Source organism: Duganella callida, assembly GCF_004614165.1.
Lineage (GTDB): Bacteria > Pseudomonadota > Gammaproteobacteria > Burkholderiales > Burkholderiaceae_D > Rugamonas > Rugamonas callida.
Map to the genome: position 1 here is coordinate 1 of NZ_SPVG01000126.1, position 6,647 is coordinate 6,647.

Below are 6,647 nucleotides of genomic sequence, written 5' to 3' on the forward strand. Positions count from 1 at the left end.
CCTCCAGCGTGTCCGGCGCCGTCGGTGCGTCTGGCGCCTCCGGCGCGGCCGGCAGGCGCGGCGCGACGTAGCGCGCCACCAGCCGACCCGTGCTGTCGTACAGCGCGGCCTGCAGGACGTCGGTCTCGAGCGCGAGCGCCGCCAGCATCCGCCGCGCTTGCGCGGGATTGCCGTACGCGCGCGCCGCCTGACTGCTGGCGCCGGTGACCGCCGCCAGCGTGGCCAGTTGCTGCGCCGCTTCCTCGCGGTGGCTGCGCACCGAGGTGACGGCAAACACGGCAAACACCAGCAGTAGCGCGCTGCCGGTGGACAGCACGGACATCAGGGTCAGTTTCTGGCTCAGACCGGAACGTTCAAGCTTGAACATCGCGCCCATCCATATATGCCAATCAGAAAGTTGTATGCGTCAGGCAAGCTCAACTTTGATCGGTATCCGGCGGCGCGCGTTTGCGCTGGCGCAAACTGCATGCGCTCAGGCGTGTCAAATCGTGACAAAAACGCGGCGCAAAAAAGCGGCGACGGCGGAGGGGGCCGTGGCCGCTGTGAAGACCGCTGCTGCGGTTCAGAACTGTACCTTGCGGCGCGTGCCCAGCGCGAGGCCGGCAAAGCCCAGTCCTATCAGTGCCAGGGTCGCCGGCTCCGGAATGCTGGCGAAGCTTTGCGACGAATCGACTTTGAGGAAGGGCACGGTGGTGGGCGTGGACCCGTCCCACATCATCGTTGGCGTGAAGAACGATGGCACGTTGGTGGTGCCGGTGAATTTGTCGATGAAGACGCTGCCGGTGACGACGTCCAGGTAGTTGTTGTCGACATAGTCGATCATGAAGCGCGAATCGAACGAGCCGGTGCCCACCGCGCCGGACGAGGCGAAGCTGGCGTCGTTGAAGATCAGGTGGCCGGACATGATCAGGATGCCGTCGCCGTCGCCGCCGGCGCCGCAGCCGGCCGAGGTCACGCCCTCGCCATAGCAGCGCACGGTGTTGCCGCCGTTGCCGGGCACGGCCTTGCTGCCGTCGGTGATGTTGTCCAGATAGATGGCGACGTTCTGGACGCCGGCATGCGCGGCGTCCACATCCATTGCAGCAGATTGCGTAGCCGGCAGGCCGAAGTGCACGGTGTTGGCGGTCTGCGCGTCCACCAGTTCCTGAAAGCGCACCACCTTGCTGATTTCAAAGGTGCTGTTCAGCCCGGCCGGGGTGACGATGGCCGGGATATTGCTGTTCGACATGGTGCCCACCACCATTTGCGAACGCAGTTCGGTCAGGTAGGGCGCGGCCGAGCCGGGGCCGCCGCCGACGGTGATGCCGGGGATGAAGCCGGTGGCCAGGCCGGTGTCGGTGACATTGGTCCACAGGTCGGCGTAGGTGGTGTAATTGCCGGTGCCGGTGGGGTCCAGGCCCAGCGTGGGGGCGGCGCTGGCGGCCAGCGGCGCTGCCAGCAAGGCGGCCAGCACGGCGGCGGCCAGCGCGGTTGGATAAGTTTTCATGTGTGCTCCTCGAATGACCGGCCACGGGGATCGGGACCGTACCAGGTTAAGAGCAAGAGCCCTGCCAGCATCTGCGATGTCCATCAAAACAGGCACTTACGCAAGCGCGGGGTGGCGATTCAGGCAAGCTTGTAAAAAAAACCGTCATTTCAGCCGACGTGCCGGAATGCCGCCCCAGACCTCGCCGGGCGGGATCCGGGTATCCTTGGTCACCACCGCGCCCACCGAGACGATGGCGTTGTCGCCGATCCGCACGCCGGCCATCACCACCGCGTGCGCGCCGATGGTGACGGTGTTGCCGATCTCGACCGCCTTCAACTCCAGCCGGCTGCCTTCGATCACGTGGGCGAAGATCACGGCGTCGTGGCCGATGATGGTGTTGCTGCCGATGCGGGTCAGCGCTGGGTCGAGCAGGGCGCCGGCGGCGTAGGTGTTGGCGCCCAGCCGCGCCCCCAGCGCCAGGTAAATCAGGCGTTGCAGCGGCACCGGGATGAAATGCGTGCGGATCAGCGAATTGAACAGCAGCAGGTAGAACAGGATGTGCACGTTGGCGGCCAGTTCGTGGCGCGAGTGTTCGGCCACCTCGCCCTCGCGCAGCGGCGCCGCCAGCAGGAACAGGCGGTAGACCAGCATGGCGTACACATAGGTCAGCAAGATGGCCGCCAGCACCAGCAGCACGCCGCGGAAGTCGCCGAGCGGCAGGGCGTCGATGACCAGCGCGGTGGTGGCTAGGCTCAGCAGCAGGATCAGTGCCAGCAGGCACAGGAACACCGCCACCTGGCCGGGTTTGATGGCGCGCATCAGGCGCCCCTGTCCGGCGTGATCAGCAGTTCGCGCAAGGGGCGCCGCAGCGAGCGCGCGCGCGCCGCTGCGCCGGCGCCGATGCGGCCCATGAACACCGCCGCGTCCCAGAGCTCCGCGCCGACCAGGTGCGCGCCCTGCGCCGCCAGCGCCAGCGCCCGTTCGCGCATGCCGGGCGTGCGGGAAAAGCTGCGGTTTTCGCGCACGTAGCGCGAGAAGATCAGCGGCGTCATTTCCGGCTGCAGCTGCAGGCCCTGCGCGGTGGCCGTCAGCCAGAAGCGCTGCATCGCGCGGCCGGCGGCGACATAGTCGTCGATGCTGACCGGCGGCCGCGCCGCCGCCAGCACGAAGTGCGCGGCGCAGGCCAGGCTGGGGATCAGGTCCATCTGCAGCCGCGGCGCCAGCGTGCCGGCCAGCCAGGTGTTGAAGAATTGCACGCGGCGCCAGTCGTGCATGACCCAGCGCATCAGCCGGGTGGTCATGGCGTCCGCGCCCAGCGCCTGGTCGGGAATGCGGTCTTCGCTGAACTGGCTGTCCCAGGCGATGATGGCACGGTGCACCTGGTGCGCCTCGGGCATGGTCAGGCGCAGCTTGGCGTTGCGGAACATCAGCCGCGCGGCGGCCAGGCGCTGGCCGCCTTCCAGCCAGTGCACGCGGTAGCCTTGCGGCAGCGCGGCCGCCAGCGCGGTTTTTTCGGCGGCGGTCAGCGGCCGCCGGCTCAGCGGCCGGCGCTGCACGCTGCGCGGCAGGATGCTGTCGGCCAGCGGATCGGCCTCCATGCCGTGCGCGGGCAGGAACTCGACGCTGAAGGTGGGCCGCGTGTCGGGCGTGTCCGGATGACGCTGGCAGCGCATCTGCAACTGGTAGGTGCTGGCGGCGATGGCCATGGTTTCCAGCAGCGCGCCCAGCGACATCTGGCTGGGATGGCCGTCCAGGTCGTAGACGCAGTAGTCGCGCGTGTCGTGGCCGTGCACCACCACGCGGCTGTCGTCGAGGATTTCGAAGCGCCAGGGCTGGGTGTTGTCGCCGCTGGGTGCCCAGCGCGCCAGCTCCAGGATCTGCTGCATGGTGCTCATGTGTCGCCTCCCGGACGGCGGCGCCGCGCCAGCGCCATCATCAGCCACTGCAGCGGATGGCGGTGGCCGCCGGGACGCCAGGTGCGCACCAGCTTGTTGCGGAAGGCGTCGAACTGGTAGCCGCGCGGGGCCGCCAGCACCTCGCCGCGGTTGAGCAGGATTTTCAGCGCTTCGGTGGCGGCGGCGCCGGCGCACAGCTGGCAGCCCATGATGGTGGACGGGCCGCGCTGCTCTTTCAGGTTGATGGTGGACGGATCGACCAGGTAGCCGCCGTGCAGGCCGGCCGGCGCCAGGCCGACCAGGAAGCGCAAGCCTTTTTCCAGGTCGGGCAGGTCGCCCCAGCCGAAATATTCCTCGAACGTCATCTGGCCGGGCAGGAAGTTCATCACCGCCGTGCCCATGCCCAGCGGCGCCGCGGTGACGGCCGGGATGTTGAAGCGGGCGCAGGCGGCAAAGGTCTGCTGCCTGGCCTCGAAGGCGAAAAAGTCCAGGCCGTCCACGTACAGGTCGACGCCGTCGAAGAACTCGGCCAGCTGCTGCCGGCTGACGCCTTGCGGAAATTGCCGGAGCCGCAGCTCGGGGTTGATGTCGAGCGCCATCGCGGCCAGCACCTCGACCTTGGGCTGGCCCAGGGTCGACATGGTGGCGCCGACCTGGCGGTTGAAATTGGCGATGTCGAAGGTGTCGAAATCGGCGATGTGGAAGGCGCCTATGCCCAGCCGCGCCAGCGTCAGCAGGTGCACGCCGCCGACGCCGCCCATGCCGGCAATGGCTACGCGCTTGCTGCGCAGAATCGCCTGTTCAGCCGGCGTCACCCAGCCGATGTTGCGCGCGAACGCGTCCTGATAAGAGAAAGAATATGCCATGGTCCGGGTTGGACACATGGGTACGCTGAAAAGTTCCCGAAAAAACCGGCGCGTGGTGAGCCGGTCTGCGTTTCAGCAGCAGCCGCCTCGTTTGCCGGCGCCGCCGTAGCGGGCTTGCTGGCGTTCGCGGAAGAATTCCTCGTATGTCATGATGGGCTCGCCCGGATGCGTGGCCTCGCGGTGGCTGACATAGATGTCGTAGTCGGGCAGGCCCATCATCAGGCGCATGCTTTGGCCGAGATAGCGGCCGGCCTTGGCGATGTCGCCCAGCATCACGGCACCTGCGGGCCCGGCACCAGCGGGCTTTCGTTGACGGTTGGCCGGGCGCTGGCGCGCGCCACCAGCACGGTGCGGATGCCGAACACCAGCACGCTCAGCACCACGATCACGAAAAAGCCGGCCAGCGCGGCGTCCAGGTAATCGTTGAAGATCACCTGCTGCATCTGCGCCACCGACTTGGCCGGCGCCAGCACCTTGCCGTCGGCCAGCGCCGCCTGGTACTTGGCGGCGTGGGCCAGGAAGCCGACTTTCGGATTGGCGGCGAAGATCTTCTGGCAGCCGGCCGTCAGCGTGCACAGCAGCAGCCACGCGGTCGGCACGATGGTGACCCAGGCGTACTGGCCGCGCTTCATCTTGAACAGCACGCAGGTGCCCAGGGTCAGCGCGATCGCCGCCAGCATCTGGTTGGCGATGCCGAACAGCGGCCACAGCGTGTTGATGCCGCCCAGCGGATCGACCACGCCCTGGTACAGGAAGTAGCCCCAGGCCGCCACGCACAAACCGGTGGCCAGCAGGTTGGCGAAGGTGTTGTCGGTCTGCTTCATGGCCGGCACGAAGGCGCCCAGCAGATCCTGCAGCATGAAGCGGCCGGCGCGGGTGCCGGCATCGACCGCGGTGAGGATGAACAGCGCCTCGAACAGGATGGCGAAGTGGTACCAGAACGCCATCATGGCCTTGCCGCCGATCACGCCGGAGAGGATGTGCGCCATGCCCACCGCCAGGGTCGGTGCGCCGCCGGCGCGCGAGATGATGCTGTGCTCGCCGACGTTGCGCGCGGTCTCGGTCAGCATCTCGGGGGTGATATAAAAGCCCATCTGCGCCACCGCCTGTGCGGCGGACTCGGCCGTGGTGCCGAGCAGCGCGGCCGGGCTGTTCATGGCGAAATACACGCCCGGATCGATGGTCGAGGCCGCCACCAGGGCCATGATGGCGACGAACGATTCCATCAGCATCGCGCCGTAGCCGATGAAGCGCGCGTGGGTTTCCGACTCGATCATCTTGGGCGTGGTGCCGGACGCGATCAGCGCGTGGAAGCCGGACACGGCGCCGCAGGCGATGGTGATGAAGAGGAAGGGGAACAGCGAGCCCGACCAGACAGGACCGCTGCCATCGATGAATTTGGTCAGCGACGGCATCTGCAACTGCGGCGCGACGATCAGGATGCCCAGCGCCAGGCCGACGATGGTGCCGATCTTGAGGAAGGTCGACAGGTAGTCGCGCGGCGCCAGCAGCAGCCACACCGGCAGCACCGAGGCGATGAAACCGTAGCCGATCAGCATCCAGGTCAGCTCGGTGCCGGTGAAGGTGAACATCGGCGCCAGCGCGGCGTTTTCCTGGACGTACTGGCCGCCGAAGATGGCGCCCATCAGCAGAATGAAGCCGATCAGCGACACCTCGCCGACGCGGCCGACGCGGATATAGCGCGCATACACACCCATGAACAGGGCGATCGGGATGGTGGCCATCACTGTGAAGCTGCCCCAGGGCGAGCCGGTCAGGGCCTTGACCACGATCAGCGCCAGCACCGCCAGGATGATGACCATGATCATGAAGGTGCCCAGCAGCGCGATCATGCCGGGGATCTGGCCCAGCTCCGACTTGATCAGATCGCCGAGCGAGCGGCCGTCGCGGCGCATGGAAATGAACAGCACGATGAAGTCCTGCACGGCGCCGGCGAACACCACCCCGGCCAGGATCCACAGCATGCCGGGCAGATAGCCCATCTGCGCGGCCAGCACCGGGCCGACCAGCGGGCCGGCGCCGGCGATGGCGGCAAAATGGTGGCCGAACAGCACATATTTATTGGTCGGCACGTGGTCGAGGCCATCGTTGAGGCGGTTGGCCGGCGTCAGGCGGCGGCCGTCCAGGCCCAGCACCTTGTCGGCGATATACAGCGAATAAAAGCGGTAAGCGATCAGGTACACGCAGACGGCGGCGATCACGATCCAGATCGCGCTGATCGACTCGCCGCGGTGCAGCGCGATCACGCCCAGGGCGGCGGCGCCGCACAGCGCCATCGCCGCCCAGCCGAGCTTGGCCGCAAAAGTATTGGGTCCAGTAGTCATACATCCTCCAAGGTTCACTCCGGGGTCAGTTCTGCCAATCGCACACGGGCTCTGCCGTATGCGCGCATACGGC

Annotated in this window: 7 protein-coding genes; all 7 read right to left on the reverse strand. The window is 67.4% G+C overall.

From position 1 onward, the window contains the following. Positions 1-367, reverse strand: a 367-nt coding sequence (locus E4L98_RS12505) for a CHASE sensor domain-containing protein (RefSeq protein WP_307722116.1), incomplete at its 3' end; no start/stop codon positions are given. A gap of 195 nt (positions 368-562) precedes the next feature. After that, positions 563-1,486, reverse strand: coding sequence for a PEP-CTERM sorting domain-containing protein (locus E4L98_RS12510; protein ID WP_135201885.1), 924 nt, complete (start codon positions 1,484-1,486; stop codon positions 563-565). A 144-nt stretch (positions 1,487-1,630) separates the two neighbouring features. Then, positions 1,631-2,287 (reverse strand): acyltransferase, encoded by a 657-nt coding sequence (locus E4L98_RS12515; RefSeq protein WP_135201886.1) that lies wholly within the window; start codon positions 2,285-2,287, stop codon positions 1,631-1,633. After that, a complete protein-coding gene (locus E4L98_RS12520; RefSeq protein ID WP_135201887.1) occupies positions 2,287-3,363 on the reverse strand; it encodes a nitroreductase family protein in 1,077 nt (358 codons plus the stop codon). Before E4L98_RS12520 ends, E4L98_RS12515 begins: the two co-directional genes overlap by 1 nt. Then, positions 3,360-4,229, reverse strand: coding sequence for a ThiF family adenylyltransferase (locus tag E4L98_RS12525; protein ID WP_135201888.1), 870 nt, complete (start codon positions 4,227-4,229; stop codon positions 3,360-3,362). The genes E4L98_RS12520 and E4L98_RS12525 overlap by 4 nt, the downstream gene beginning before the upstream one ends. 72 nt (positions 4,230-4,301) lie before the next feature. Further along, positions 4,302-4,502, reverse strand: coding sequence for a YbdD/YjiX family protein (locus E4L98_RS12530; protein WP_135201889.1), 201 nt, complete (start codon positions 4,500-4,502; stop codon positions 4,302-4,304). After that, positions 4,502-6,574 carry a carbon starvation CstA family protein gene (locus E4L98_RS12535; protein ID WP_135201890.1) on the reverse strand — a complete coding sequence of 691 codons (2,073 nt, stop codon included), beginning with the start codon at positions 6,572-6,574 and terminating at the stop codon, positions 4,502-4,504. Before E4L98_RS12535 ends, E4L98_RS12530 begins: the two co-directional genes overlap by 1 nt. Positions 6,575-6,647 lie beyond the last annotated feature (73 nt).

What these genes read in the sequence shown, in the direction of transcription:
- E4L98_RS12510 (WP_135201885.1), bottom strand. Translation starts at nt 1,486, where the DNA reads ATGAAAACTTATCCAACCGCGCTGGCCGCCGCCGTGCTGGCCGCCTTG.
- E4L98_RS12515 (WP_135201886.1), bottom strand. Translation starts at nt 2,287, where the DNA reads ATGCGCGCCATCAAACCCGGCCAGGTGGCGGTGTTCCTGTGCCTGCTG.
- E4L98_RS12520 (WP_135201887.1), bottom strand. Translation starts at nt 3,363, where the DNA reads ATGAGCACCATGCAGCAGATCCTGGAGCTGGCGCGCTGGGCACCCAGC.
- E4L98_RS12525 (WP_135201888.1), bottom strand. Translation starts at nt 4,229, where the DNA reads ATGGCATATTCTTTCTCTTATCAGGACGCGTTCGCGCGCAACATCGGC.
- E4L98_RS12530 (WP_135201889.1), bottom strand. Translation starts at nt 4,502, where the DNA reads ATGCTGGGCGACATCGCCAAGGCCGGCCGCTATCTCGGCCAAAGCATG.
- E4L98_RS12535 (WP_135201890.1), bottom strand. Translation starts at nt 6,574, where the DNA reads ATGACTACTGGACCCAATACTTTTGCGGCCAAGCTCGGCTGGGCGGCG.